This is a genomic window from Streptomyces flavovariabilis (genome assembly GCF_000725785.1).
GTDB classification, from domain to species: domain Bacteria; phylum Actinomycetota; class Actinomycetes; order Streptomycetales; family Streptomycetaceae; genus Streptomyces; species Streptomyces hawaiiensis.
Genome location: NZ_JNXD01000025.1, coordinates 102,541 through 126,677 on the forward strand (window position 1 = coordinate 102,541; position 24,137 = coordinate 126,677).

At 69.1% G+C, this 24,137-nt stretch carries 23 protein-coding genes and 3 pseudogenes; 10 read left to right on the forward strand and 16 right to left on the reverse strand.

Features of this window, described 5'->3' with window-relative positions:
* Window positions 1-5 precede the first annotated feature (5 nt).
* Both IO24_RS0133900 and IO24_RS0133905 read right to left on the reverse strand, forming a co-directional pair.
* Complete coding sequence (locus tag IO24_RS0133900) at window positions 6-890, reverse strand: SgcJ/EcaC family oxidoreductase (protein ID WP_031142560.1); 885 nt, start codon at window positions 888-890, stop codon at window positions 6-8.
* A 5-nt stretch (window positions 891-895) separates the two neighbouring features.
* Entirely contained in the window at window positions 896-1,486 is a 591-nt protein-coding gene (locus IO24_RS0133905; RefSeq protein WP_031142561.1) for a hypothetical protein, read from the reverse strand.
* Window positions 1,487-2,253: 767 nt separating this feature from the next.
* Between IO24_RS0133905 and IO24_RS0133910 the strand changes: the two genes are divergently transcribed.
* Both IO24_RS0133910 and IO24_RS0133915 read left to right on the forward strand, forming a co-directional pair.
* Window positions 2,254-5,229: a 3-keto-alpha-glucoside-1,2-lyase-like domain-containing protein gene (locus tag IO24_RS0133910; protein ID WP_031142563.1), complete on the forward strand. Its 2,976-nt coding sequence runs from the start codon at window positions 2,254-2,256 to the stop codon at window positions 5,227-5,229.
* A gap of 230 nt (window positions 5,230-5,459) precedes the next feature.
* On the forward strand, window positions 5,460-5,831 hold the full coding sequence (locus IO24_RS0133915) for a hypothetical protein (RefSeq protein WP_031142565.1): 372 nt from the start codon (window positions 5,460-5,462) through the stop codon (window positions 5,829-5,831).
* Between the two features lie 154 nt (window positions 5,832-5,985).
* Here IO24_RS0133915 and IO24_RS0133920 read toward each other — a convergent pair.
* Window positions 5,986-6,426 (reverse strand): annotated as a pseudogene (locus IO24_RS0133920) (lipase family protein); the annotation flags it as partial.
* A pseudogene (locus IO24_RS46770) lies at window positions 6,420-6,728 on the reverse strand (hypothetical protein); the annotation flags it as partial. The pseudogenes IO24_RS46770 and IO24_RS0133920, both read right to left, overlap by 7 nt.
* Before the next feature lie 363 nt (window positions 6,729-7,091).
* On the opposite strand from IO24_RS46770, the gene IO24_RS0133925 reads away from it, so the two are divergent.
* Window positions 7,092-7,925, forward strand: coding sequence for a DUF1206 domain-containing protein (locus IO24_RS0133925; protein WP_031142570.1), 834 nt, complete (start codon window positions 7,092-7,094; stop codon window positions 7,923-7,925).
* 36 nt (window positions 7,926-7,961) lie between these two features.
* Here the strand turns inward: IO24_RS0133925 and IO24_RS45325 are convergent, their stop codons facing one another.
* Window positions 7,962-8,447 (reverse strand): hypothetical protein, encoded by a 486-nt coding sequence (locus IO24_RS45325; RefSeq protein ID WP_157851301.1) that lies wholly within the window; start codon window positions 8,445-8,447, stop codon window positions 7,962-7,964.
* A gap of 121 nt (window positions 8,448-8,568) precedes the next feature.
* On the opposite strand from IO24_RS45325, the gene IO24_RS0133930 reads away from it, so the two are divergent.
* On the forward strand, window positions 8,569-9,531 hold the full coding sequence (locus IO24_RS0133930; RefSeq protein ID WP_037669139.1) for a YihY/virulence factor BrkB family protein: 963 nt from the start codon (window positions 8,569-8,571) through the stop codon (window positions 9,529-9,531).
* Between the two features lie 59 nt (window positions 9,532-9,590).
* Here the strand turns inward: IO24_RS0133930 and IO24_RS0133935 are convergent, their stop codons facing one another.
* From IO24_RS0133935 to IO24_RS0133965, 7 genes are all read right to left on the reverse strand, one after another.
* On the reverse strand, window positions 9,591-10,307 hold the full coding sequence (locus IO24_RS0133935; protein ID WP_031142573.1) for a GAF and ANTAR domain-containing protein: 717 nt from the start codon (window positions 10,305-10,307) through the stop codon (window positions 9,591-9,593).
* 81 nt (window positions 10,308-10,388) lie between these two features.
* Window positions 10,389-11,150 (reverse strand): ANTAR domain-containing protein, encoded by a 762-nt coding sequence (locus tag IO24_RS0133940; protein ID WP_037669142.1) that lies wholly within the window; start codon window positions 11,148-11,150, stop codon window positions 10,389-10,391.
* Window positions 11,147-11,728, reverse strand: a complete 582-nt coding sequence (locus tag IO24_RS0133945) for a hypothetical protein (protein ID WP_234335332.1) — start codon at window positions 11,726-11,728, stop codon at window positions 11,147-11,149. The genes IO24_RS0133940 and IO24_RS0133945 overlap by 4 nt, the downstream gene beginning before the upstream one ends.
* A gap of 80 nt (window positions 11,729-11,808) precedes the next feature.
* On the reverse strand, window positions 11,809-12,234 hold the full coding sequence (locus IO24_RS0133950; protein ID WP_031142579.1) for an STAS domain-containing protein: 426 nt from the start codon (window positions 12,232-12,234) through the stop codon (window positions 11,809-11,811).
* A 614-nt stretch (window positions 12,235-12,848) separates the two neighbouring features.
* The gene (locus tag IO24_RS0133955; RefSeq protein WP_031142581.1) at window positions 12,849-13,862 is read right to left on the reverse strand and encodes an NAD(P)/FAD-dependent oxidoreductase; all 1,014 of its coding nucleotides are present in this window, start codon (window positions 13,860-13,862) and stop codon (window positions 12,849-12,851) included.
* Complete coding sequence (locus IO24_RS0133960; protein ID WP_031142583.1) at window positions 13,859-14,398, reverse strand: isoprenylcysteine carboxyl methyltransferase family protein; 540 nt, start codon at window positions 14,396-14,398, stop codon at window positions 13,859-13,861. Before IO24_RS0133960 ends, IO24_RS0133955 begins: the two co-directional genes overlap by 4 nt.
* Window positions 14,399-14,429: 31 nt before the next feature.
* Window positions 14,430-15,497: a type III polyketide synthase gene (locus IO24_RS0133965; RefSeq protein ID WP_031142585.1), complete on the reverse strand. Its 1,068-nt coding sequence runs from the start codon at window positions 15,495-15,497 to the stop codon at window positions 14,430-14,432.
* A gap of 150 nt (window positions 15,498-15,647) precedes the next feature.
* On the opposite strand from IO24_RS0133965, the gene IO24_RS0133970 reads away from it, so the two are divergent.
* Window positions 15,648-16,517 carry a UbiA family prenyltransferase gene (locus IO24_RS0133970; RefSeq protein WP_031142587.1) on the forward strand — a complete coding sequence of 290 codons (870 nt, stop codon included), beginning with the start codon at window positions 15,648-15,650 and terminating at the stop codon, window positions 16,515-16,517.
* 193 nt (window positions 16,518-16,710) lie between these two features.
* Here IO24_RS0133970 and IO24_RS43640 read toward each other — a convergent pair.
* Window positions 16,711-16,922 (reverse strand): annotated as a pseudogene (locus IO24_RS43640) (integrase core domain-containing protein); the annotation flags it as partial.
* Window positions 16,923-17,213: 291 nt separating this feature from the next.
* Here IO24_RS43640 and IO24_RS0133975 point away from each other — a divergent pair.
* Window positions 17,214-17,498 (forward strand): hypothetical protein, encoded by a 285-nt coding sequence (locus IO24_RS0133975; protein WP_031142589.1) that lies wholly within the window; start codon window positions 17,214-17,216, stop codon window positions 17,496-17,498.
* Window positions 17,499-17,894: 396 nt separating this feature from the next.
* Window positions 17,895-18,062: a substrate-binding domain-containing protein gene (locus IO24_RS43645; protein ID WP_078899464.1), complete on the forward strand. Its 168-nt coding sequence runs from the start codon at window positions 17,895-17,897 to the stop codon at window positions 18,060-18,062.
* Between the two features lie 6 nt (window positions 18,063-18,068).
* Here the strand turns inward: IO24_RS43645 and IO24_RS0133980 are convergent, their stop codons facing one another.
* Window positions 18,069-18,881, reverse strand: coding sequence for a helix-turn-helix domain-containing protein (locus tag IO24_RS0133980; protein WP_338055602.1), 813 nt, complete (start codon window positions 18,879-18,881; stop codon window positions 18,069-18,071).
* A 180-nt stretch (window positions 18,882-19,061) separates the two neighbouring features.
* Between IO24_RS0133980 and IO24_RS0133985 the strand changes: the two genes are divergently transcribed.
* The 3 genes from IO24_RS0133985 to IO24_RS0133995 are packed head-to-tail and all read left to right on the forward strand — an operon-like array spanning window position 19,062 to window position 21,416.
* Window positions 19,062-19,658, forward strand: a complete 597-nt coding sequence (locus IO24_RS0133985; protein ID WP_031142593.1) for a non-oxidative hydroxyarylic acid decarboxylases subunit B — start codon at window positions 19,062-19,064, stop codon at window positions 19,656-19,658.
* Between the two features lie 47 nt (window positions 19,659-19,705).
* Window positions 19,706-21,139, forward strand: coding sequence for a non-oxidative hydroxyarylic acid decarboxylases subunit C (locus IO24_RS0133990; protein ID WP_031142594.1), 1,434 nt, complete (start codon window positions 19,706-19,708; stop codon window positions 21,137-21,139).
* 37 nt (window positions 21,140-21,176) lie between these two features.
* Complete coding sequence (locus tag IO24_RS0133995) at window positions 21,177-21,416, forward strand: non-oxidative hydroxyarylic acid decarboxylases subunit D (protein WP_031142597.1); 240 nt, start codon at window positions 21,177-21,179, stop codon at window positions 21,414-21,416.
* Window positions 21,417-21,619: 203 nt separating this feature from the next.
* On the opposite strand, the gene IO24_RS0134000 is transcribed toward IO24_RS0133995, so the two are convergent.
* Both IO24_RS0134000 and IO24_RS0134005 read right to left on the reverse strand, forming a co-directional pair.
* Window positions 21,620-22,852 carry an ABC transporter substrate-binding protein gene (locus IO24_RS0134000; protein WP_078899462.1) on the reverse strand — a complete coding sequence of 411 codons (1,233 nt, stop codon included), beginning with the start codon at window positions 22,850-22,852 and terminating at the stop codon, window positions 21,620-21,622.
* Window positions 22,853-23,275: 423 nt separating this feature from the next.
* Window positions 23,276-24,076, reverse strand: a complete 801-nt coding sequence (locus IO24_RS0134005; protein WP_031142601.1) for a COG4705 family protein — start codon at window positions 24,074-24,076, stop codon at window positions 23,276-23,278.
* Between the last annotated feature and the right edge of the window lie 61 nt (window positions 24,077-24,137).

The following is a 24,137-nucleotide window of genomic DNA, read 5'->3' on the forward strand; positions in this document are numbered from 1 at the left end:
GGAGTTCAGGCCCCGGTGGAGTCGGACGGCGGGCGCGGGCCGCCGAAGCCGTGTTCCGAGAGGTCGAACCAGTTGCCCTCCGGATCCATGGCCCGGTACTCGGCGAAGGGACGGTTGGTGAAGCGTTCGGCCGGTTTCGGGGTCCCGGCAGCCACCAGGGCCTCGGTGGTGGCGGCCGTGTCCTCGATGTGGAACCCGAAGTGGTTGAAGCCGACCGGCGTCTCACCGTCGAGCTGGTGCTTGATCAAGGCGAGGGAGAGATAGCCGTCGGAGAGGAAGCAACTGCCGTCCGGGTCGCGGTGGAAGAGTTCCATCGCGAAGACCGAGGAGTAGAACTCGGCCAGCTTCTCCGGGTCGCGGGCCACGATGGCCAGGTGGCGGAGCCTCGGCCGCGCGGCGGTGGGTTCGTCCACGGTGGAATCCTTCGAGTCGGGGTACTGCCGCGCAGGGCGGGGCGCGGGGATCATGTTGTGGAAGGCGCTGATCAACCAGTGGCCCTCCGCTGTCCGTTCCACGACGGCCAACGCGTGCGTGGTGGCCAGCGGCTGCCCATCCGGGGCGGTGATGGTCGACTCGGCCTCCACCGTGGCGAGGTCGGGGCGGAGGAATCGGACGGCCACGACGCGTGCGTGGAGGACGGTTCCCGCGTACGGCCCGTGGAAGAGGGCGTCGTGGCCGGCCACGATCCCGGTCCGGCCGGGTGGCTTGTCGCCTCGTACGGTCGTGAAGTCGCAGTCCTCCGCGAAGCTCGCGGCGAAGAGCGCGGCGTCACCTGCCGCCCAGCCGCGGGCCATCTCGGCCCACAGGGCGCGGATCGCCCGGGCGTCGTCATGGGTGCCGCCCTCGGTGCCGTCATGGGCGGGTGCGTTCGTTCCTTCGGGCTGCTGCATTGTTCTCACGCCTTCATCAGTGAACTCGTACGGATACGCAGGTCGACCTCGGGGCACTCGGCATCCTCGAAACCTTCGGCGGGGGGCCGGGGAGGCGGGGCCCAGGCGCCCAGGGCGTGGTAGAACTCGCCGTCCCGGCGCTCCAGGTAGCAGATGATGTTGAGGGGCCAGCCGGTCCGGCCGAAGAGATGGCGGTCCATGGGAGTCGGGCGCTCGCTGAGCGTCTGGCCCCGTTCCGAAGGCGGTCCCAGGCGGTGCCAGTCCGGGTGCATGTGGATGGAGCCGAGCAGGTCCATCCCCAGGGCCTCGGCCTCTCGGGACGCCCGGAGGAGGTCGTGAGAGTCCATCCACCAGCCGCGGTGCTCGTTTTCGTAGGCCGGCCCGAACTTCGGCACGATCGTCTCGCGGAACTCCCGTAGAGCCGCCGGATCACTGGTGCGGGCATTACGGCCGAAGGCGACACGCCGCACGTGGTACGTCGTCGCCTCCGCGCTGCCGAGCAAGAGCGCGAAACAGGGCAACGGGGTTTCGGGGGTGATGAGTTGGTACTCAGCGGCAGCCACGGCGAGGAAGTCCGCGAGTGCCTCGTCGTCCATCAGGACGGTGGGAGGAGGGGGGATGGTACGACCGGCTGCTGAACAGCCGGCCGAACCGCATCGCGCGTCCGGCGAACCGGACCCGGATGCGTTCGTCACTGCGGACATGGGTGGTCTCCGTCGAAATGGGGGGTGGGGAGGCCGTTGGAGCGGAGTGTCCGCAGACGTTAGTTGAGAGTTCACGCTCACAGGTCGACTGCCGTGAACTGTGGGGATTTCCCTACGGCTTGATAGGAACTTGCGGCCGGACGGTTCGCGACGTCGAGGGGGATGAGCGTCAAACGCGCGACGAGGTGCCATGTGCAGCGGGCGATTCACATCAACCTTGCTCGCGTCGCCTTGGCACTGCCGGTTGCCTGGCGTCGATTCTCGTCATCCGTCCGGCAGGAACCCCAGGGCACCGGCCTGATCATCCCGCACCGCCGCGAACGCGGAGAGGCTGAATCCGCGGCCGGGCCGACTCCCGTCCGTAGGGACGAAGTGCGAGGAGCACCGAGCCCCTGCCCGGCTGGACCTTGTACCCCTTGCGCGATTCAGGCGTTTTCGTCCCACTCCCCCTGAGTGCGGCAGTGTCCCGGGACGACCACCTCAGCATCCAGGCGCTTTCCAGCCGGTCAGGGCTCCCAGGGGACCTCAATTGGCATGACTCACAGGGATTGACGTAGAAATCGCTTACCACCTACGGTCCTCCCGGAATCGCGGACACCTTTCGGTATCTCGAACGTCTGGCGTCGGTACGCCCCACGAGAACTAGGAGTCGAAGCGGAATGGGCACACAGCGAAGACTCGGCTGGATGTCGCTTGCCGCGGCAACCACCATGGCACTCGCGGCGGGAGTGATCACCGCCCCCGCCGCCCACACCGCGGACGATCCCGTGGAGGTCGTGGTCAACGGGGACGACATTCGCGCGGACAACGTGAACGGTTTGACCTACAAGGGCCTCGGCGTGCTCAGCTGCAACAGCACGAGCAACCTGCTGATGGACTACAAGGCGGAGCACCCCGGCCGGTACTGGCAGCTCATCCGCGTGCTGTTCGGTGGGAAGAACCCTTTGATCAACCATGTCAAGGTCGAGATGGGTTCGGACACGAACACGTCGACCGGTTCCGATCCGGCGACCATGCGCACGGCGGACGAACTCGCCGACGCGTCGCGCTCCCCGGGCTTCCAACTGGCAGCGGACGCCAAGACGGTCAACCCGAGGCTCAAGGTCTCGATTCTCCGCTGGGTCATGCCCCGATGGGTCCAGAACGAATGGAACAAGGGCACCGGCTCCGACGAGATGTACAAGTGGTACAAGGAGACGATCCTCGACGCGTACGAGAAATACGGGTACATGGTCGACTACGTGAACCCGGATACGAACGAGACGCGGGACCCGGACGAGGCCTTCATCAAGTGGTACAAGAAGGCGATTCTGGCCGACACGGACTTCGCCGACCCCCGCTACGGCATCCCGGCGAAGAAGCGGGAGAGGGCCGCGAAGGCCTACCGCAGCATAAAGATCATCGCCGCCGACGAGAACACCACCCTCAATATCGGGCCGTCGATGCTCAGCGACGCGGAACTCTTCGGCATGGTCGACGCGGTCGGCTACCACTACACCACCGATGACCGGCGCGACGGGCCCGCCGGCAGCGACACCAATCTGCCGTACACCCGGCTGGCGACCGGTGAGAACAAGTACGGCGAGGACAAGGAAGTCTGGTACAGCGAGGGAGTCGGCTCCTTCGGCTACACCGACTACCGCGTCAACAACACCGAGGGTCCGAACGGAACGAGCACCGGTATCGGCGGCGTCCAGAGCGCCCTGGATCTCGCGAACCGCTCCGTCAAGAGCTACGCCAACTCGAAGCGGACGCACTACATCTTCCAGCCGGCGATCGGCTCCTTCTACGAAGGTGCGCAGTACAGCCACAAGGAACTCGTCAGCGCGCGTGACCCGTGGTCGGGCCACCTCCACTACGACGCGGCCATCTACGTGATGCAGCACTTCACCCAGTTCGCGAAGACCGGCTGGGAGAACGACACGAACACGGCGGGCATCTGGCGCACCGTGCCGGAGGCCAGTTACAGCGGGGTGAGCGGCACCGAGAACGTCGACGGCTCGAACGGGGCCCCGAGTTACATGACGCTCGCGGACCCCCGTAAGAAGGACTTCTCCACGATCGTCGTCAACGACAGCGACCAGCCCAAGGCCTACCGGATCAAGGCCGAGAACATGCGACTCGGTTCCGACCCGACCATGGAGATCTGGGAAACCCGCGCCCCGGACGCGGGCCGGCCCTACGACGCGAACTTCAAGCGCCTCGTCGACGAGATCCGGCCCGGCGGCGCCGGGTACTACACCTACACGGTCAAGCCGAGGTCGATCGTGACCTTGACGACGCTCGACAAGAGCCACGACAAGGCGACGAAGCAACGCCTGCCCGAGTCCCGGGACCGCACGGTGCTGGACACCGACGCGACCGGCAAGAAGCACAACTCCCGCGACAACGTCCTGTACGCCGACGACTTCGGGTACGAGGAGGAGGGCAGAGTCCAGGTCGGCACCGGCAACGGCGCGCACAAGGCGTCCCAGCCCTACCTGAGGTCCCGCGGCAACCAGCCGCGCTACATGGTCGACCAGACCGGCGCCTGGGAGGTCGGTGAGGACGCGAGCGGCGACAACGTCCTGTACCAGTACATGGACCAGTCCATGAAGGACACCGGCGCCTGGAACCGCCACACCCCGAACACGACGGTCGGCGACTTCCGCTGGGAGAACTACCGGGCCTCGGTCGACGTCTCGTTCCCGGACCCGGCCGGCGGACTCGCCGCCGTGGGCGTCCGTCAGCAGAAGGGCATGGCGATCAGCGACGCCGCCTACAACGTGCGCATCGCACCGACCGGCGCCTGGACGTTCTACGAATACGGCACGGCCATCAAGTCGGGAACGGTCCCCGCGTCCGACGCCTACCGTCTCGCCATCGAGGCGAAGGGCGCGACGATCACGACCTACATCGACGGCAAGGCCGTCTCCACGTACCAGGACCCGACTCCGCAGACCGAGGGCCGCGTCAAGCTCGGATCCGACTTCCACAAGACGGCGTTCGACAATTTGAAGGTCGAGAAGATCGACGGGTACACGCCCTACGCCCGCGCACAGCTCGACAACATGGACAGCTCGGTCACCTACGACGGCACGTGGAGCCGGAAAGCCTCCCTCGGCGACGCGATGGACTGGTACCGGTCGACGTCGACCGGCACGACCGCCGGCTCGTCGTTCACCGTCCCGTTTACCGGCACGGGCATCGACATCATCGGCGGCAACGACGGCACCGCCGTCCTCGACGTCTACGTCGACGGAAAGCTGATCGCCCGGGACGCGAAGACGGCCGCGACCGACAAGCGCCTCGCGACGTACGCGCTCCGCGGTCTGCCCGACGGCGCGCACACGGCGAGGTTCGTCCTCAAGTCCGGAAAGATCGTTCTCGACGCGTTCAACGCCATCTCCGGGGACGTGGACAGCACGGTGGACACGACACCGATCCGGAGCGCCCTGGAGAAGATCGGTAGTCCGGCGCGGGCAAACTACACGGCCGACTCCTGGGCCCTGTTCGCCTCCGCGTCGTCCGCGGCGAAGGCTGCCGTGGCGGGACGGCAGAAGGGCCTTGACGCCATCGGCGTCGAGCAGATCACGGACCGGCTCGAAGAGGCTCACGACCGGCTGGTACGCAAGGACGGCACCGCCACCCCGTAGGTGCCCCGGGCCTGCGGACCCCGCGCGTTCGCCGTACATGTTCAAGGGGCCGTATCGGATTCCTCCGATACGGCCCCTTGCATGGGGGCGAGTCACCGTCCGCTTGGCTCGGCGGACCGCGCCCGCACACACGACATCGCTCGCCCACCGGGCCGCCGGACAGTTGTTGTGCACCGGTGCGGCGCGCGTCTCCTTGGTACGGAACCGGAGCAGAACCAGGAGACAGTTCGATGGAGCAGGCCACCACAGACCGATCGCTCAGCCGTCACGGGATGCTGAGGCCGACCGGCGCGGCCGGTGCCGGTGCCGGTGCGATCGGGGCGGCCACGGGGAGCGCATCAGCCTCGCCGATGGCCCCGAAGGGCGGGTTCGCCCACCCGGCGCTGCTGCACACACGGGCCGACTTCGACCGGATGGCCGAGAAGGTCAAGGCGGGTGCGCAGCCCTGGACGGACGGCTGGAAGCGGCTGCTGAGCAGCCGGGACTCGGCGACCGGCTACCGGCCACGGCCCGTCGCGACCGTCATCCGCGGTGGCGAGGGCGCGAGCTTCCACCTGCTGTTCCGGGACGTCGCCGCGGCCCTGCGGTCCGCGGCGCGGTGACCTCAAGCCGAGGACTCCTTGGTCGAACCAGAGGCGGCCAAAGGTGCCCTGCTCGAACAGGGCAAGCAGCAGCGTGTCTTCTCAACGGTGGCGACGGACGTCAGCGCCCGCTCGGCCGGCGGCCGCCGCGGTGGCGGGCCGCCGGATGGCTCGATCAGCGCTGGAAGGGCATCGTCCAGCAGTTGGACACGGCCGGTTCGCCCTCCAGTCGGTCGGTGAGCCAGGAGATGGCCGTTCCCTGGTCGGTGAGGAGGGGGGCGAGGTGGTTGGTGAGGATCCTGTCGCCGAGGTTGGGCAGGTCAACGGCCGCGTAGGTGACGTTGCCGCCCTTGCGGCACCAGTCCACGGCCAACTGACGGGCCTGGGCGTGCGGAACGATGTCGTCGTAGATGCCGGTGGCCACACGGACCGGACCGGACGGCTTGAGCGTCCCGATGCGCTGTTCGTCGAGGACGGCCTGGGCGCGGGGTTCGGCGGCGATGATGTCGGCGACGGACTTGCCGCTGGTCGTCCATGTCGTGCTCCGGGTGAAGCCATAGCGGACGACGGACTCGCCGACGCACATGGTCGACGTGTCGGCGAGGGCCTTGCGTCCGGTTCGCCAAGCACGATGGCGGTGATCACCAACTCAAGCATCACGCAGTCGTAGGCACCGTCCGTGCCTCCATAGCGCTCGGCATCACGCTCTACCACGGCACTGGCGATCCGCCATCCACCGCCATTAACCGGCGCGAAGGTCGCCGCGAAGACTCCGTAACCGGTCCAGCTTCGATGCAGGAAGACAACCTCGCCTTCCACGAAGACGTCCCACTTCTCGTCCATGTCCCGCGACGCGTAGTCACGCTGGATCTGTTCCCAGTCTTCATCTGACCAGACCCGCTGAGGCAGCTCCAGCATCGGCTGAGGATCTGATATCGGCTGGACACCACCAGAAAACATGGACCGAGTTACGCGTTCCTCAGCAGGCATGGAGTGATCTTACGGACGAAGCCGAGCGTGACAGCACATTCCTCGGCGACCTCATTGTGAAACGACCTGTAAGTAGGCCGGATTTTTGGTGGAACCTTCTGCCCGCGTGCAGGCCCTGCAACGACTGGAAGGGCTGCGGCCATAGTCCTGAGGTCGGGACAACGGTGCGGGAGCGACTCGGTCTGTTCCGCTCCGGCCGGTCACTTGTCGACAGCGCGCATCGAGTGCCCGGCCCTGGGCACTTGAGAGCGGTGGACGCGTACCGCGCGCCCACACCATGGGGAGGACATCGTGACCTCGTCCAACACGCAAGGGCGCGGCCGGGCCACGAAGGCCGCGGCACGCTCCACCCAGAACGAGACGCTGACTGCCGCGGGGCGAGCGGGCTTTGTCGCCCGCGGCATCGTGTACGTACTGATCGGACTGCTGTCCATCCGGGTCGCCGTCGGCAGCGGTGGCGGCCAGGCGGACCGCCAGGGCGCGCTGCACGAGATCGCGGCGCAGCCTTTCGGGAAGGCAATGCTGTGGACCTTGGTGGTCGGCTTCGCCGCCATGGCACTCTGGCGAGGTGCCCGCGCCGTGCTCACCAGGGGGCCGCAACGGAAGGCGGGTTCACGCGTGCTGGACGGCGGCCGGGCGGTCTTCTACGCCTTCGTCTGCTGGAGCACGGCCACCTATGCCGCCGGGGGCGGCCAGGGCTCCAGCGGTAACGAGCAGTCGCAGGACTGGACCGCATCAGCACTCAAACTGTCGTACGGCCAGGTACTGGTGGGAGCCGGGGGCTGCCTCCTGATCGGCATCGGTGCGGTACTCGCCGTCCGGGCGGCCATGCGGAGCTTCCTGAAGCAGCTGGACACCGGCACCATGAGCCACGGTACGAAGCAGGTCGTGACCGCTCTGGGGGTGGGCGGAGGCGTGGCACGTGGTGTGGTGTTCGCCGCGGCTGGGATCTTCATCCTGGTGGCAGCCGTCCGCTTCGACCCGGACGAGGCCAAGGGCGTGGACGCGACGCTCCGCAGCTTCACACAGACACCGGTGGGACCGTGGCTCCTGGTCGCCGTCGCGATCGGGTTGATCCTCTTCGGTGCCTTCTCCTTCGCCTCGGCGCGCTGGCGCCGCCTGTAACACGGTGACCCAAGCCAGATCAGTCTCGCCTATACCTCAATTTTTTTCAGGGTAGACGCAACCCATGGCGGTGGCGTCTACCCGACAGAACGGTTCTGCGTGAGGACAGGAAGCAGGCCCCAGGAGCACGCCGTGATCATCCTCGGACTCGTCATCCTCGTCGCCGCGGTGGTAATCGGTGTCGTCGGCGTTCTTTCGAACAGTGGCAGCGCCCACGAGTTCACCGGCGGATTCTCGGTTTTCGGTGTCGACGTCACCGGCTCCACCGGCACCCTCTTCCTCTGCGGCATCGTCGTCGGGGCGGCGGCTCTGCTCGGGCTGAGCCTGGTCCTGACCGGTACGCGCCGCACCACTCGCCGCCGCACCGCACATCGCGGGCTCAAGCAGTCTCGGCGCGAGACAGCCGCAGCCGAACAGGAACGGGGCGCTCTGATCAACGAACGCGACACCTCCCGCGCGCAGACGGCGCAGGTGGAGAGGAGGGACGAAGACCCCGCGGACCTGGTCGAACGCCCCCGCCACAAGGGCACTGGTTCAACGCCGGGCCGCTCCCCGCTGACGATCCCTCAGACGACCTCGATACAGACCTCGGTCGACCCGCCGGACACGGTGACGGTGGGTACGCAGAGAGCGGGTGTTCCTCATGGAATGGCTGAGAAGGCTGCCCGTGATCGGAAAGCTGATGCGTACGCACGCTTGGCGGGCGTTCGAGCGGCTGGATGCCGTCCACTGGGCCCGGCTCGCCGCGGCCATCACCTTCACCAGTTTCGTCGCGCTCTTTCCGCTGATCACCGTGGGCGCGGCGATCGGTGCCAAGCTGCTGAGCGAGGAACAGCTGGGGAAACTCCAGGACGAGGTCGCCTCCCAGGCTCCGGGCCTCTCCGACCTGCTGGACCTGGACAGTCTCGTCGCGCACGCCGGTTCCGTCGGGCTGATCGCGGGCGCTCTGCTCCTCGTGATCGGCATCAACTGGGTCGGCGCCCTGCGTGGCAGCCTGCGCGCGGTGTGGGAGAAGGAGCAGGACCCGGGCAACCCGTTCCTGCTCAAGCTCAAGGACTCCGTGATGCTGGTCGGCCTCGGCGCGGTCGGGCTGGTTGCGATCGGCAGCTCGGTGTTCGCGAACAGCGCCGTCGGCTGGACCGCAGACAAGGCCGGGATCGAGGGCGGGGCGGGACGGGTCCTGCTGTTCTTCGCCGGCCTGGCCATCGCCCTGGCTGTCGACTTCCTGCTGCTGGTCTACCTGCTCACCCGGCTGCCGCGGGTGCATCCCGGCCGACGTGCGGTCGTGGTCGCCGGGCTGATCGGTGCGGTGGGCTTCGAACTGCTCAAGTGGTTGCTGACCGGCTACCTGCAGGGCGTTGCGGGGAAGAGCATGTACGGCGCCTTCGCCGTGCCGGTCGCCGTCGTGCTGTGGATCAACCTCATGGCCAGGCTGCTGCTGTACTGCGCCGCGTGGACAGCGACAGCAGGGACGGCGGTGCGGTCCGGCGAGCCGGCCGAGGGCCCGGAGCCCGGAATCAGCCCCGCAGCCGACGCCGCACCACAGCGGGCGTCAGCCGGCAGCGTTGCACCAGGAGCACCGCGCCTCCAGAAGCACGGCCCATGACCCGAGCGCGGTTCCTCGTGCTCGGGCAGCTGCGTGCGGTCACCGCCTCGGCATCAGTGTCAGGCCACCAAGCCGGGGAGGGGTTCGGAGTCGTCGATGAAGGCGCGCGCCACATCGGACAGGCGGCGGTTGTGCGCACGAGCGTAGCCGCGCAGGGCGGTGAAGGCCCGTTCCATGTCGGTGTTCTGGCGTTCGGCGAGTTTCCCCTTGGCCTGTTCGATCAGCACGCGGCTGTTCAGGGCAGTCTGCAGCTGTTCGTTGAGGACGGTGCTGCGGTGGGCGGACCGTTGCTGTAGGAGGCTGATGGTGGCGACGTCGGCCAGGGCCTGGGCGACGAGTGTGCCGGCCGGGTCGAAGGGGCCGGGGGTGGTGTGGAAGAGGTTGAGAGCGCCGACGGTCTCGTCCCGCAGGCGCATGGGCAGCGCCTGGACCGCCCCGAAACCGCTGCGGTGGGCCGCCGTGACGAAGCGCGGCCAGCGGTCGACCTCCCGGGTCAGGTCGGGGACGATCATGGAGGTGCCGGTGCGGAAGCACTCCAGGCAGGGGCCTTCGTCGTTCTGGAGCTGGAAGAGTTCCAGCAGGCGTACCCGTTCGTCGGAGGCGGCCATGACGCGCAGTTTGCCGTCGCGGTCGGCGAGCAGCACCCCGGCGGCGCTCGCGTCGAGCATGCTCACACAGCGGTCGGTGAGCAGGCGCAGGAAATCGATGAGGTCGAAGTCGGCGACCAGGTTGTCCGCCAGCTCGACGAAGGTCTTGGCCAGGAGTTGCTGATTCATGGTGGCACCACCCTCTGTTGAGACTAGTCCCGCCGGGAGAGGGCGGGAAGCGCAGCGCGTTCGTCGGCCGGAGCCGATGAGTCAGGTGCCGTCGTCGGTCCGTTTGGTTTCGGTGTCGGGGGAGAAACGGAGCCGGTGGGCCACCACGTCGGCGGCCACGTCGGCGAGCCGGCGCCCTTGCGTATAGGCGTAGGCGCGGAGCCGGACGAAGGCTTCGTCGATGCCGACGCCGAGCTGGACGGTGAGGATTCCGGTGGCCTGGTCGATCTCCGCCCGGTATCCGCCCAGGTCCTCGAAGCCGCGATCTGCCAGTACTCCGTCGACCGGCGCGCCCGTCTCGTCGATCCGCGCGTCGAGCAGGAGCAGCGTCGCAAGGTCGGCGAACGCCAGCGCGTCGGCCAGCTCCTCGGCGTCCAGCACGGTGGGGACGCTGGCGTACAGGTCCAGAACTCCCGGGCTGATCGCCCCCATCTGCAAAGGGAGCGCGAAGACCGCGCGTGCCCCGGCTTCCAGGGCCGCATCGGCGAACACGGCCCAGCGGTCCTGCATAGCGCCGGTCAGCAGATCAGGTGTCAGAACGGCGGAACCCTGGGTGAAGGCGTCCACACAGGGCCCCTCGCCCAGGGTGAGCTGGAGCTCCTCCAGCTGTTCGCTGATGCCGTCGGTGCTGCACAGCGGATGGCTTGCGGCGGTCTTGGACATCGCTGATACCCCGGCTCCGCCGACCGGCAGTGCGGCCACGGCCGCGGTGCACACATCGACCACGCCGACCCGGGCACCGCGTCGGGCCGCCTGCTCGGCGACCAGCACCTGGATGCGGGCCGAGCGACTGTCGGACCTCATCCGGGCCACCGGGTCCAGGCATCGTGTGCCAGGCCCTCCAGCCGCGCCGTGATTCGTTCCCCGAGGGGGAATACCAGCGCACGGAACCTGGTCGGGCCCGCCGGCCGCCACACCTCTCCCACGTCCAGCCATCCCCAGGAGCGGAGCGACGCGAGGGTCGGGTGATCGTCCGGATCCACCAAGGTGGCGCCGAGTGACGCCTGGTGGTCGCTCAGCAGCCGCTCCTGCAAACGGCGGGCCATGTCCTCATCCTGTGGGTGTGGCTGGACCAGGATGCTGGTGATCGCGAAGACGCCGCCGGACGCCGTGAGTTGTTCGATGGTCTGCGGCAGTGCTCCGTCGAACCCGGACCACCAGAAACCGTCACTGCCCACCGGGAACCCGAAGGCACATCCCACCAGGTGGTCCGTCTCCGCGGTCACCATGGCGAACCCCGGCCGACGGATGTCACCGGTGAGACGGTTCAGGAAGTCCTGGCGGCTGCGGCTGCGGTACGCCTCAGCGGCGGACGTCTCGCGGGAGTCGACGTACAGATCCGCCAGTTCGCCGCTCAGGCCCTGCGCCAGCCAGCGGTTCACCCGACGCAATCGGACCGCGTCCATGGTGGACGACTCGCCTGCATGGGGCTTGTGCGGCTGCCCCTGCCTGGGCTGGGCCTTCACCGCGCATCGCCCGAGAGGACAGGCCCCGGCGGAACACTCCGGTACGGGAGGTCTGGAGCAGCCGGGGCAGGGACGTCCCCGAGAGACGGAGGCCGATGCCCGAGCGGTAGGCCGAGAAGCAGGAACCCGCAGCCGGTGAGGTCGAGGATCCGCCTCAGCGACTGTGGCGGGTTGTGCAGTCGTAGGATTCCGCCGGCCCTCCTGGTCCGCTGCGCGGCGTAGAGGAAGGCATTGAGGCCGCTGCAGTCGCAGAAGGTCACGGGGGTGAGGTCGACGTCGACGATGCGGATGCCGTCGCTCAAGCACTGTGCCAGTGCCGCGCGCACCAGCGGTGCCGATTCCAGGCCGATCTCACCGGCCAGGGTGATCAGTGCCCGGTGCCTTTGGTCATGGCGGTAGATGGTGAGCTGTGGAAGGGGCATGACGCCTCGGTTCAAAGGCCATCCGGCAGCGAGGTGGGGATGCCGGGTTTCCCGGCCCCTTGGCGCGCTGTCGGCAGGGGCGTACGTTCGGCGGAGACGGAACGACGGCCGGTCCGAGGGCCTGTGCAACAGGACAGGGGACCCACCCGGTTCCCTCCAGGGATGCGCCGGGTGACGGACGAAAGGTCCGCTCCCCGCAGCCATCTGTGTCGTGAAACGACAAGCCGCCGGGGTCTGGGACGCCTGTACAGCAGCGTAGCCCTCGCGCGGTGCGACAGGTGGCCCGAAGCCGCAAAGTCTCAGAATGTGGACGGTGTCAAAGCGCGGCGGGACGCGCATATCCGGTGCGCTGCACGGCACTTGGGCCCATACCGGGAGGGCTGCGGCCCGCGGTCACTCAGACATGGCAGTCCGTCGACTACGCGAGGGAGGTTGTCGACGTCGGGCATTCCGGGTCCGTCGGCGATCCTGGATGTTGCTGGTGATCTTCAGGTGGTCAAGATCCGACAGAGAAGCCGGAATCGGCCGATTCACCCGATCCGACGTGGTGGTTGAACTGCCGGAGAAACTTCGGACCCGTCGGCAGGAGTCCTGCCGCGGTGGGGAATCGGCCACTACTGCAGTGCGTGGACCGCGGCGGAGAACACCGGGGGCATCCGGGACGCTAGGGGGACGATGAGGCGGGCGGTGCCGGGACGGCGGCTCGCGGCCAGCAGGGCCCCGGTCAGCAGTCGGTGGCGCCGGGTCAGCCGGGTCCAGGCGCGCTCATATGCGTCCGGTCGCCCGGCGGCCAGGCAGTGGACAGCGGCCCCGGCCGTCGCCAGCGCGAGGGCGATGCCCTCGCCGGTGAGGGCGTCCAGGTAGCCCGCGGCGTCGCCGACGAGCAGGACACGGCCGGCGGTTCTGCGCCGCACCCGTTGCCGCAGTGGTCCGGCGCCGCGTACCTCCGTCGCGGCCGGGCCGTGCAGCGAGGCGGTGAGGGCCGGGAAGCCGGCCAGGTGCTCGTCGTATCCGCGACGGCGGCGGCTGAGGACCGCGACGCCCACCAAGTCGTCGCCGACCGGTGTCACATAGGCTTCGCCGTGCCGGGACCAGTGGACCTCCACGAAGTCCGTCCACGGTTCGACGCGGTAGTGCCGGCGCAGGCCGTAGCGGCCGTGGGGGCGGCCCGGCAGTTCCAGACCCAGGCCGCGGCGCACCGGGGAGTGCAGGCCGTCGGCGGCGATCAGCCAACGGGCCGTGGTCCCGGCGGCGGTGACCGTGTCCGCGCTCTGGCGCACCTCGCCGACCTTGCCCGGCAGCATGCGCACGCCGAGGCCGAGAGCGCGCTCGTGCAAGGCAGAGTGCAGCGTCGTACGGCGGATCCCCAGCCCGCCGTGGCCGCGGAAGGACGCTTCGGCGCGGGTGCTGCCGTCCACGTAGCGGATGCCGAGCAGTTCGCGGCCACTGGCCTCGACGCCCAGTGCCCGCAGCGCGGCGACACCGCCGGGCATGACGCCTTCTCCGCAGGCTTTGTCCACGGGCGTGGTCCGGGGTTCGACGACGACGGCCTCCAGGCCGGCGAGCGCGGCGTGGATAGCGGCGGCCAGACCTGCCGGTCCGCCGCCGGCCACCAGTACGTCGATCACGCCGGAGCTTGTGCGGTCGGCGTGGTCGCAGCGGCCAGCGCCCGGTTCTCGCAGCGGATGCGCACGGTGAGCAGGGCGGCGTTGAGTACGGTGAACACGGCCGCGGTGACCCAGGCGGTGTGCACCAGGGGCAGGGCCACGCCCTCGGCGACCACGGCCACGTAGTTCGGGTGCCGCACCCACCGCCACCGGTAGGGGCCGCCGGTCACCAGCGGCAGGCCGGGTACGACGATCACCCGGGTGTTCCAGCGGGGTCCCAGGGTGTGGATACACCACCACCGCAGTGCCTGGGAGGCCGCCAGCACGGCCAGCATCGGCCAGGCCAGGGCGGGTACGAAGGGGCGGCCGGCCAGCCACACCTCGGCCGGGCAGGCGATCAGCAGGCCGGTGTGGAGGGCGACCATCGCCGGGTAGTGGCCCTGCCCGGTCACGGTCGCGCCGCGGGCGGTGCTCCACCGTTCGTTGCGGCGGGCGACGACGAGTTCGGCGACGCGCTCGCCGGCGACGGCGGCCACCAGCAGTCCGTACCAGATCATGTGTCCTTCGTGTCCTTCGACGGTGTCCGAACTACCAGCGGAGCAGGACGAGTTCGCAGGCGAAGCCAGGACCCATGGCCAGCAGCACGCCCGGTGTGCCCGGCGGCGGGCGGCGTTGGGCCAGGGTGTCGCGCAGTACGTGGAGTACCGATGACGAGGACAGGTTGCCCACGTCGGCCAGATGACGCCAGGTCACATCGAGGGCGTCGTCGGGCAGGTCGAGGGCCTCCGTAACGGCCTCCAGGACCTTGGGGCCGCCGGGGTGGCACACCCAGGCGGTCACGTCCTTCGGCTTGATCCCATGGTCGCCGAGGAACCCCTCGACGTCATCGGCGAGGTAACGGCGCACCACATCGGGGACCCGCGGGTCGAGGACGACCTGGAAGCCGGTGTCCTTGATGTCCCAGCCCATGACGCGCCCGGTGTCCGGGTACAGGTGGCTGCGGGTGTCCGCGATCGTCGGGCCGGCGGTCTCATCCGGGCGGCCCGGGCGGTTCGCGCCGCACGCGACGACCGCGGCGGCGCCGTCGCCGAACAGCCCGCTGGCGACCAGGTTGGCCATGGAGGCGTCGTTGCGCTGGAAGGTGAGCGAGCACAGTTCGACCGACAGCAGCACCGCCACGTGGTCGGGCCGGCCCAGCAGGTAGTCGTGCATACGGGCCAGACCGGCGGCGCCACCGGCACAGCCCAGGCCGAACAGGGGCAGCCGTGTGACGTCCGGCCGCAGTCCGAGTCGGCCGACCAGCCGTGCGTCGATCGAGGGGGTGGCGATGCCGGTGACAGAGGTGAAGATCAGCAGGTCCACTTCGGCGGCGGTCAGGCCGGCGGAGTGCAGTGCGCCCCGGACGGCCTCGGCGCCCAGGTCGGTGGCGGCGCCGATGAAGGCGTCGTTGGCGGCGCCGAATCCGTCCAGTTCCCCGTACCGTTCGAGCGGCAGCGTCATGTGACGCGAGCTGACCTTCACGCTGCGGTGCAGCCGGTCCAGGACCCGGCGGTCGGTGCCCTCGGGCAGACAGGTGCGGGCGATCATGTCAGTGATCTCGGACTGGGCGCGGCGGTGCGGTGCGAGGGCACCGTGAACGGCGGCGATCCGCGTCATATGGTTCCCATCCGGTTACCAACTCGGGTGAGTTGCTCCCCACGTGTTCCCCGGACCGGGACTTCGACACCATGGATCGCCCGTCCGGCGGTGCGCCCCGCAGAGCGTGTGTGCCGGCCGGGTGGGGCCCGGGCGCCTACGATCGGCCGGGTGGGCACTCCCGAGCAGTCGACGACCGGCGGCCCCGAGGCGAGTTGGGCCGTCCGGTTGGCTGGTCTGGCCGGGTCGTGCCACCCCGGGCCTGTCGTGGCGGTCACCGCCTTGATGGCCGCGCTCGCCGTGACCGCCGGCCAGGGCGCCGCGCGATGTGTGCTGACCGGCGCCGCCGTTCTGACCGGGCAGTTGTCCGTCGGCTGGTGCAACGACGCGTTCGACGCACGCCGGGACATCGCCGCCGGCCGCCATGGCAAACCCGTCGTCGACGGCGCGGTCGGTGTGACGGAGGTGTGGGTGGCCGCGTATGCCGCGCTGGCGCTGTGCGTGCCGCTCTCGCTCGCCTGTGGCCTGCGGGCGGGCGCCGTTCACCTGGCCGGAGTAGGGGCGGCGTGGGCGTACGACCTGCGGCTCAAGGCAACTGCATGGTCCTGGGCACCGTACGCGGTGGGTTTCGCCGCGCTCCCGGCATTCGTGGCGCTGGGGCTGCCGGGGCAGCCGTGGCCGGCCTGGTGGGTCGTCACCGCCGGGGCGCTCTTGGGGGTCGGAGCCCATCTGGGTGACGTACTGCCGGACATCCGTGGCGATCTGGCGACGGGCGTACGGGGATGGCCGCACCGGCTGGGCCCCGACGGCGCGCGGCTGCTGCTGCCGGTACCTCTTGTGGCCGCATCCGCGGTTCTGGTGCTGGGGCCGGCCGGGCCGCCTGGCAGGTGGGGATTGGCAGTGCTCGTGGTGACCGCTCTGGTCGCGGTGACGGGAACGGTGCTGGGACGCCGCTGGGAGCGGGCGGCGTTCGCGGCAGCGGTCGCGGTGGCGGTGGCGGACGTGGCGTTGCTGCTGCTGCGCGGCACCGGGATCGCCTGACCGCGCCGCCTCAGACCGTACGAAACCCACAGATGGAAGCGGGAGTTTCGGAACCGACTTTGGGTCCGCGATCGCCGCTCCTCCACGCCCGGGCTACGCAAGGAAAGCGACCTGGCCCTCCGCGACTTCTACACCTTCCAGAACACCCACGGCGGGCCGGACGGGCGCATGGAACAGCTGCTGCGGAAGATGTGTATTGAGCCGTGAAGTTGTTGACGCGGGTGAGGGGTGGTTGGCCTCCGAGCGCGGTGTGGCAGCGGTGGTGGTTGTAGGTGTGCCGGAAGTCTGCCAGGGCTGGGGTGCGTTCGGTGTTGCCGGCGTAGGGGCGCTGGTAGGCCATTCGTCGAGCCGGGTGCGGTCGAAGCGTTCGACTCTGCCGTTGGTCTGCGGCCGGCAGGTGCGGGTGAGTCTGCCGACCGCGACGAGGTCGGCGAGGGCCTGTTGCCAGGCGAAGCTCTCGCGGTAGGGCCGGGGGACCGACGTCCTCCAGCACCTGCTTGGTCAAGGCGTACGAACTGCTCCAGGGGTGTGGGTCGAGCCTCCCCTGGCTCGCGGCGACGGGCTCGCGGTCACTCAGCGGTGTCGGTCGTCGGCAGGCAGCGCGGCGTACCGGATGGCGCATTGCCGGTCGCCGCCATGAGGCCCGGGACCTAGCGTCGTGATCAAAGCCCCATGAGCGCGAAGGAGCACTGCCACATGCCCATCCTTGGATATCACTACAGCCCTGACTGGAACCAGGAGCTCTACCAGGCCACCATCGACCGGGTCATCCCGGACCGCAACGACCTGCCGAGCGGGATGATCGCTCACTATGCGGCACCCCTGGAGGGAGGCGGCTGGCAGGTCGTCGACGTCTGGGAGTCCGCGGAACATCACGACCGCTTTCTTCGGGAGCGGGTGGTGCCTGCCGCCCGGGAACTCGGTGCACCTCCCTTCGAGACCAAGTTGACCGAGCTCTACAACTCGCTGGTCGCTCAGTAGCGCTCGGCGTCTTCGTATCGTGCGCGGCGGACCTGTCCGACCACCCGCGTGCACACCGAACGCTTCACCACCGCCGGCTCCCAGCTCTGCAACGAATGCACGGCTGTACACCTCGGCGTCGTCCACGCCCTGGCCGACCTCGCTGACGATGCCCCACCCGAGAGTTACGCCAGACCTGTATCGACGTCCTGTGCGCCTACCTCCGCCTGCCCTGTACCGCCGAGCCGACCTCCCGGCGAACGACGCGGAAGTCCGTCACGCCTACCTGTACCGGCGAGAAGTCCGGATCCCGTCCTGCTCAAGGTCGAGTCTCCTGGGCGCCGGGCTCAGGAGGTCGTACAGGCCTCGGGTCTTGGCTGAGCCACGCCCTCGCGGGACCACACGGCCTTCGCCGCACTGGGTCCGATCTCCCTGACGAGCGTCGACCAGGCGGGCCGGGAGATCGGCCGGAACGCCGCGCGTCTACTGCTCGAGCGGAGCGCAGACCGCGGCAAACCGTCGGTACAGGCCAAACCCTCCCCCACGCCGGTGGAGCGGCGCACCACGGTTCGGCCGTCGGCGTAGGACCGTTCAGGCACTGTCGGTTGCCCGCATCCGGAACTCTCCGGGCGTCGTCCCCGTGCGCAGCCGGAAGAACTTGGTGAAGTCGCTCGGATCGGCGAAGCCGAGCTCCGCCGCCACGTTCTTCGCTGCGAGATCGCTGTGCAGCAGGAGGCGCTTGGCTTCCAGCAGGACGCGTTCGTCGATGTACTTCTTCGCGCTCATCCCGGTGGCCGCCAGGGTGGCGCGGGACAGGGTGCGCGGACTGTAACCCAGCGCGGCCGCGTAGTCCCCGACCCGACGCGTCACCATGTGGTCGCGTTCCACCGCTTCGAACAGGCGCCGGAACACCTCGGCCGCCGGGCCTGGTGCGGTCGAGCCGCCCGTCACCTTGGCCAGGCGCAGGATCAGTACGGACACCAGATGCCGGAGCACCTCGACGTGGGAGGCGAGCGGCATCGAGGACATCGCGGCGAACTCGAAAGCCAAATGGTCCAGCCCCAGGCGCAGCGCCCGCGCGTCCTGGCCCGAGGGCCGCACCGGCGCCTGCTGGTAAGGGGGGCCCAGGTCGGCCGCCGCGAGGGTCGAGGGCGGCAGGAACCCCGGCTGGAAGACCACGATCGTGCCGTCCGCGGCCGACAGGTCCCTCCCGAACCGCTGCACCTGTCCGGGGCGGATCCACAGCCAGGCGCCGGGCGGCAGTTCGTGCTCGACGAAGTCCACCGTCAGGTGCAGGGACCGTTCGCGTACGGCGATCAGTTGGTGGAAGGCCGGGCGCAGGAAGGCGTGGGGATCGTTGCCATGGCGCCGGGCGCGCGCGAAGAGCCCGCCGAGCTCCCCCACCTCGACGCCCGCTGGTGCTCCGACCGCCGCCGTGTACCGGAGATCCCTGACAGCAAGGTGTCCGTTTTTCCCCATCGTGAGTCCAGAGCGTACCCAGGCTCGTCCTGATGGACCACCTAGGTTCGAAAGAGCGGCGCCGGTCCCGAAAGGCGCAGCCCATATGGCTTGAGGAGGGGAACGGTGCGACTGATCGTCGGCATGACCGGAGCGACCGGGGCGATTTTCGGGGTACGGCTCCTGGAGCACCTGCGCGGGCTCGAGGACGTGGAGACCCATCTGGTTCTCTCCCGGTGGGCGCGCAGCACCCTCGAACTGGAGACGGGTCTGTCGGTCGCGGACGTGAGCGCGCTGGCCGACGTCACGCACAAGCCCGACGACCAGGGCGCCACCATCTCCTCGGGTTCGTTCCGGACGGACGGCATGGTGATCGCGCCCTGCTCGATGAAGACGCTGGCCGGGATCCGCGCCGGGTACGCGGAGGGCTTGGTGGCCCGTGCGGCCGACGTGGTCCTCAAGGAACGTCGCAGGCTGGTCCTCGTTCCTCGTGAGACGCCGCTGAGCGAAATCCACCTGGAGAACATGCTCGGCCTGAGCCGCATGGGGGTGCGGATGGTGCCGCCCATGCCGGCCTTCTACAACCACCCGGCCTCCGTCGACGACATCGTCGACCACATCACCGCCCGCGTCCTCGACCAGTTCGACCTGCCCGCGCCGGCGGCCAGGCGCTGGGAGGGCATGCGCACGGCCCGTGCCGATGTCGGGCGGTCCGCCGCCTGACCGCCACCCATCATGCGGCCCACACCTCGCACAAAAGGACATCCCTCATGGCATACGACGATCTGCGCAGCTTCCTCGCCGCTCTCGACGCGGAGGGTCAACTGCTGCGTGTCTCCGACGAGGTGCTCCCCGAGCCCGATCTGGCCGCCGCCGCGAACGCCGCCGGCCGGATCGGCGAGGGTGCGCCGGCCCTGTACTTCGACAACGTCAAGGGCTTCACGGACGCCCGTATCGCGCTGAACGTGCACGGCTCCTGGACCAACCACGCCCTGGCCCTGGGGCTGCCCAAGCACACCCCGGTCAAGGAGCAGGTGGAGATCTTCGCCTCGCGCTGGGACGACTTTCCCATCGCGCCCGAGCGCCGCGAGGACGCCCCCTGGCGCGAGAACACCCAGGCGGGCGGGGACGTCGACCTGTTCTCCGTGCTGCCCCTGTTCCGTCTCAACGACGGCGACGGCGGCTTCTACCTCGACAAGGCCGCGGTCGTCTCCCGGGACCCGGAGGCGCCCGACGACTTCGGGAAGCAGAACGTGGGCACGTACCGCATCCAGGTCATCGGCCCCGACCGGCTCGCGTTCCAGCCGGTCCCCGTGCACGACGTCGCTCTGCACCTGCACAAGGCCGAGGAGAAGGGCGAGGACCTGCCCGTCGCCATCACCCTGGGCAACGACCCCGTGATGGCGATCGTGTCCGGCATGCCCATGGCGTACGACCAGAGCGAGTACGAGATGGCCGGGGCCCTGCGCGGAGCACCCGCGCCCATCGCCACGTCCCCTCTGACCGGCTTCGACGTGCCGTGGGGCAGCGAGGTCGTCATCGAAGGGGTGATCGAGTCGCGGAAGCGGCAGATCGAGGGGCCCTTCGGCGAGTTCACCGGCCACTACTCCGGGGGCCGACGGATGCCCGTCATCCGCGTCGACCGCGTCTCGTACCGCACGAACCCGGTGTTCGAGTCCCTGTACCTGGGCAAGCCGTGGACCGAGGTCGACTACCTGGTGGGACCCAACACCTGTGTCCCGCTGCTCAAGCAGTTGCGTGCGGAGTTTCCCGAGGTGCAGGCGGTGAACGCGATGTACACGCACGGCATGCTGGTGATCATCTCCACGGCGAAGCGATTCGGCGGCTTCGCCAAGGCCGTCGGCATGCGCGCCATGACCACGCGGCACGGTCTGGGCTACGTCAGTCAGGTGATCGTCGTCGACGAGGACGTGGATCCCTTCGATCTCCCGCAGGTGATGTGGGCGATGTCCGCGAAGGTCGACCCCCGGGAGGACGTCGTCGTCGTGCCCAACCTCTCCGTCGTCGAGCTCGCGCCCGCGGCCCAGCCCGCCGGCATCACCAGCAAGATGATCATCGATGCGACGACGCCGGTCGCTCCCGACGTGCGCGGCAACTTCTCGACTCCCGCCAAGGACCTGCCGGAAACCCGGGAGTGGGCGGCCAGGCTCCAGCAGCTGCGCACTGCCGCCTCCTCCCGGTGACCCGACTCTCCCCTGGCCCCCTCAAGGAGTTCTCCTCATGACCACCCATGCCGCGTGCCCCCGCTGCGCCTTCGATGCCGTCCGGACACTCGCCGCCTCCCCGGTGGCGGGGGTGTGGCTGGTCCGCCAGTGCGAGCGGTGCCTGTACACCTGGCGCACCACCGAGCCTGTCCGCCGCACCACGCGTGAGGCGTATCCGGAGGAGTTCCGGATGACCCCGGCGGACATCGAGAACGCGATCGAGGTACCCACCGTTCCGCCCCTGCGGCAGCCCTGACACACCCGGCGGAGCCACGTCCGACTCCGGGCCGGCCTGACGCCCGTCCGTCCGTTCACGGCCGGGTGGCGAGCTCCTCACGGGGCCTCATCGCCGCCGTCATTGCCGTCGTGACCCTCCCGGATCCGGGTTCCGGACCATCCTGCGGCCGAGCCCCCTTCCGCCATTCCGTCTACTCGCCACTCAGCTCACTCACGCACCGATCAATGCCCGGCCTGACTTTGCACCTGCTCCAGAACCTGTTTCGCGGAGCTCGCCCCGTTGAAGATGCTGACCCCATGCTGGTTGAGCAGTTGGTTGACCCGCTCCCAGTGCTTCGTCGTACGCAGCGGAATCGCCGTGGCGTTGGCGGCTTCGAGGACCTCTCGGGCACCGGCGAGGCGGGCGTTCTCGTACCACGCATGCTGTGCCGACTCACGTGACGGATAGGCACGTCCCACCCCGCCGAGCCACTCCAGTTGCTTCTTGGCGGTCATCAGCGTGATCGCCTTGAAAGCCCGTTCCGGGTCCGGGCAGGACTTGGAGATACCGAACCCGGAACCGGCGGAGTACGTCCTGCTGCCGTCCGGGCCTGCGGGAATCGTGGTCAGGCCCACCCGGAAGCCGGCCTGGTTCTTCAGGTTCAGCAACGCCCACGGACCGCTGGCGCCCATGGCCACGTTGCCGCTGAGGAACTCCCTCTCGGCGAACAGGGGATCAGCCTCGGGCACGCGGGGGGCGACCTTCTTCCTGGCCACCAGGTCGGCGTACCACTGCACGCCGTTGGTCATGGCGGGGGTGGTCAGTCGCAGTTTGCCCGCCACGTCGGCCGGCTGCGCCCCGGTCTTGGTCAGCACCATGGGAAACATCCACACATCCTGAGGCGACGCGACGAACCCGTACCTCCGCTCCCCGGTCAGCTTGCGGGCGACCGACTCGAACTCGGCCAGAGTCCATCCCGGCTCGGGCTCCGGCACTCCCGCGTTCCGGAACGTGTCCCTGTTGTACGTGAGGATCACCGGGCCGACGTCGTACGGCAGCGCGTACTGCTTCCCGTCGGCACTCAGCCCCTCCATGACGGACTTGTCGAAGTCCGTCACATCGAACTTGCTCTTGGCGATCAGATCGTCGAGCGGCAGCATGCCCTGGGTGTAGCCCGTGGTACGGAGCGACTGCATCGAGACGATGCAGGGCGCATCGCCGCTGCTGAAACGGGTGCTCAGCTTGGCGAAGTAGTCATCGAAGGACGAGGTCTCAAGCTTGATCGTGAGCTGCGGATCTTCGCGGGACACACGGTCCGCGAGTTCCTGCCAGACCTGCTGTTCCTCACCGCCGCTGGCCCACATCGACCAGGTCAACGGCTTCGAGTCGCCACCGTCGGCGCCGCACGCCATGACCAGCGTCCCGGCCAGCGCCAGGGCGACGGCTGCTCTCACTGCGATGCGTGACCCTGTCATGACATGTCCATATGTTCCTTTAATTTGCAATATAAACGCATTATGACATGGCGCGCATTTGCACACCTGTCACTGCTGCACCGCCCGGGTCGTGCACTGCCCAGCCGCACCGGAATGCCGGACTGCCGGACCGTAGGCGGTCCGGGTGACGAGGCGTCCGAGTTCGTGGGCGGCGTCGAAGCGTCCCCGCTCCGCGGTCTTCTCGGTGCTCAGCAGGACGCGGAATCCCCCGGGATCCAGCCCATCCTCGTCGCCCCGGCGCTGGGCGCCTGTCGTGGATCGGCTCCCTGACAGTCCGCCTGAGCACCACCCTCTGTGGCCTTGCGGCCGGCCTCGTCGCACCACGGCCGGGAGCTGGTTCGCATCCGGGCTTCGCCGTCAAGCGGCTGCGGGCCCTGCTCGCCTCCACGGCGTCGTACCCGGTCAGGCTGCGGTGCGGCCACGCCTGTCACGCTGCGATGTGGCCAGGTAGGCGACGAAGACCAGGATGGCGAGTGTCCACGCCAGGGTGACCGGCTCCAGTCCCAGAGCGAGGCCGCCGCGGGAGCGGTTCACCGCCATCCAGTCGGCGAGCGAGGCGCCGAGGGGGCGGGTGATGACGTATGCGGACCAGAAGGCGGCCACCGCGTTCAGACCGCTGAAGCGGTGAGCCAGAGCGGGCACGCAGATCGCGACCGCGAAGAGGACGACCGAGCCCAGGTAGCCGAGGCCGGCGGTGGCGGTGAGATCGCCCGCGGCGGTGCCGAGGGCGAAAGTGGCCAGGACGGCCGCCCAGTAGAGCGTCTCGCGCCGGCGGGTCCGGACGCTGTGAATGGACAGCGTGCGCTCGCTCGCGTACCAGAGGACGAAGACGGCGGCCAGGACGGCGAGGAACGCGGGGGTCGAGACCGTGTAGGGGACGCCGAGACCGACGTGGAGGACGTCGGCCGCCATCGTGCCGAAGACGCTGACCATGACGACGGCGGTCCAGTAGACCCAGGCGACGTGCCGACGGACGGTCAACTGGACGGCCAGTGAGGCCACCAGGGCGATACCGCCGGTGGCGACCGCCGGTATCGGGCCGAGCACACGGGCCAGGAGGTCGGACGCCGTCTCTCCCATGCCGGTGGTCAGCACCTTGGTGATCCAGAAGAAGGCCGTCACTTCGGGCACCTTGTTCGCCATCGGGCGCAGGGGAAGGCGGGGCCGGTCGTCCAGATCGTCAAGGAGGTGCTGTGTCGTCATGGCCCGCACGATGACACGGCCAACCACCCGCACCCCAGTCCGCTTTGCCATAGTTTTTGGG